Annotated in this window: 3 protein-coding genes; 2 read left to right on the top strand and 1 reads right to left on the bottom strand. The window is 65.9% G+C overall.

Annotation, left to right across the window (positions count from 1 at the left end; translation table 11 throughout):
- Both KDH09_17425 and KDH09_17430 read left to right on the top strand, forming a co-directional pair.
- Positions 1–989 (top strand): CoA transferase (locus tag KDH09_17425; protein ID MCB0221482.1); only part of this gene is annotated, 989 nt, incomplete at its 5' end.
- 57 nt (positions 990–1046) lie between these two features.
- The gene (locus KDH09_17430; protein MCB0221483.1) at positions 1047–1682 is read left to right on the top strand and encodes a TetR family transcriptional regulator; all 636 of its coding nucleotides are present in this window, start codon (positions 1047–1049) and stop codon (positions 1680–1682) included.
- An 11-nt stretch (positions 1683–1693) separates the two neighbouring features.
- Here the strand turns inward: KDH09_17430 and KDH09_17435 are convergent.
- On the bottom strand, positions 1694–2394 hold a 701-nt coding region (locus KDH09_17435), incomplete at its 5' end, for a fatty acid desaturase (protein ID MCB0221484.1).

Consider the following 2394-nt stretch of genomic DNA (forward strand, 5'->3'; position numbering starts at 1 on the left):
AGAAGAGCCTCTCGCTCGATCTCAAGAAGCCCGGCGCCGTCGAGGTGGCGCGCAGGCTGGCAAAGGACTGCGACGTGCTGCTCGAGGGCTTTCGTCCGGGCGTGATGGACCGGCTGGGGCTCGGCTACGAGGAGCTCAAGAAAGAGAATCCAGGGCTCATCTACTGCGCGATTACCGGGTACGGCCAGGACGGCCCTTACGCGCAGAAGGCCGGGCACGACATCAACTACGTGGGCTATGCGGGCCTTGTCGACATGAACGGCGATCCCGGCGCGCGGCCCGTGCTGCCGGGAACGCAGGTCGCAGACCTCGGCGGCGGCGCGCTCTACGCGAGCGTGGGAATCCTCGCCGCCCTTCAGGCGCGGGCGCGCACGGGCGAGGGACAGTTCGTCGACGTCTCGATGATGGACGGCGCCTTCAGTCTGGGCCTGCTCAATTTCGCCGAGCAGCTCGGGCGCCCGGAGCGCGAGATCACCCGCGGCGACACCCAGCTCTCGGGCGCGTTCCCCTGCTACGGCGTCTACGAATGCGCCGACGGCAAGTGCCTGACCGTGGGGCCGCTCGAAGAGAAGTTCTGGGAAGTCTTCTGCACGAAGCTCGGCCGTCCCGAGTGGATTGCCAAGCGTGCGCCCAGGGACAAGGCCGAAGCGCAGGCAATGCGCGCGGAGGTGGCGGCTCTCTTTGCGACAAAGCCGCGCGCCCACTGGATTGCGCTGCTCGAGAACGAGGACGCCTGCGTCGGACCGGTCAACAGTGCGGCCGAGGCGCTCGCCGATCCCCACGTCAAAGCCCGCGGCCTCACCTACGAGAGCGAGCATCCCGACGGCGGGCCGATCACGCAGGTCGCCTTTCCGGTCAAGCTCTCGCAGACGCCCGCTGCCTACCGCGCCCACGCGCCGCAGCTCGGGGAGAACACCGACGAAGTGCTGAAGGCTGCAGGCTATAGCGAGGCCGAGATCGCGGAGTTGCGGGAGAGTGGCGCGGTTTGAGCCAAACTCTTCCAATCCCAACTCGCCAATGTTACTATCGGCGAATCGGGAGGCCCCGTGGCCGCACTTGCAAGACAACTCACCCGCGCCGAGGCCAAGCTTCTCACGCGCGGCCGCCTGCTCGACGCCGGGCTGAAGGTCCTGTGCGAGGAAGGCTACGGCGCCCTGAGCGCCTCGCAGGTCTCGCGCCTGGCGGGCATTGCGCAGCCCACCTTCTACGTCCACTTCAAGGACAAGGACGACCTCGTGCGCGCGCTGGCGCGCGAGCGGCTGGGCAAGCTTCGCGGCGCGCTGCGCGAGGAACGCGGGCGACTCGTTGGCGCGCTCAACATCGAGGGCATTCGCGAGACCTTCCGCATTCCCATTCGCGCGATGATTGAGAACGAAGAGCTCTACCGGCTCTACGTTCAGGAACGCTACCAGCCAGCCTCCCCCTTCGGGGCATTCGCGCGCGAGCTCCATGCCGAGATCCATCAAGATCTCGTCGAGGATTTTGCCCGCATGGGCTTTCCCTCGAAGAGCGCGCGGGAGAAGGCGGAGCTCGAGATGATCTCCGAGGCCGTCATCGCCATGGCCGAACGGTTGGGCCTTCTCTATGTCGAGGGCCACTACACCGACTTCGAGCAGGTGGTCGATCTGCTCGCGCGCTTCACGGTCAGCGTTTTCCCGGTCGGCAAATTTCCCCGCAAGTAGCGCCGCGCGGCTCAGCCGCCGCTGAAGGGCAGCACGCTGGCCCGCTCGCGCGGGGTGGTGTCCTCGGTCTGCTTGCTCGCAGCCAGACGCAGCACATGCAGATAGCCCTCGCGCTCGATGCAGGCGTTCTCGTAACCGCCGCGCTGCTCGAAGAGATCGAACACCTTTGGCAGGTTGTACTGGGGGATCCACATATAAATGTGGTGCTCCAGGTGATAATTCACATTGTGGGGCGCCATGAAGAAACGCACCCACCACGGGGCGAGCGTCGTGCGCGTCTGCAGCAGCTCGTCCGTGGTGTCGGGTACCATCGCGTGCTCGGCGATGTTGCGGATGCGCAGCACCAGCGAGTAGCCCGTCAGCGCCGGCAGCCACCACAGAAGGAAGAACGCATCGGGGCGCCCGGCGATCGTGCAGGCCGCGAGCAGGATGCCGTTGGTAATGAGAAAGCCCTTCTGCATCCTGGCAAAGGTGCGCACGCACTGGCCGAGGCTCTTTCCTTCGAGGCCCTTGCCGTTGGGCTTGAGACCCGCCGACAGACGCATCAGCGCGCGGTAGCGCTGGTAGCCGGTTTTGCCCGAGAGATCGCGCCAGATCTTGCGGCGAAGGCTCGCTTTGGTGATCGGGAATTTGTTGGCCAGCCCCAGGTCCGGGTCCTTGTCGGTCCAGGTGTACTTGTGGTGTTGCAGGTGGATCGTCCGGTAGATGAGCG

The sequence above is a fragment of the Chrysiogenia bacterium genome, from assembly GCA_020434085.1.
Taxonomy (GTDB): Bacteria; JAGRBM01; JAGRBM01; order JAGRBM01; family JAGRBM01; genus JAGRBM01.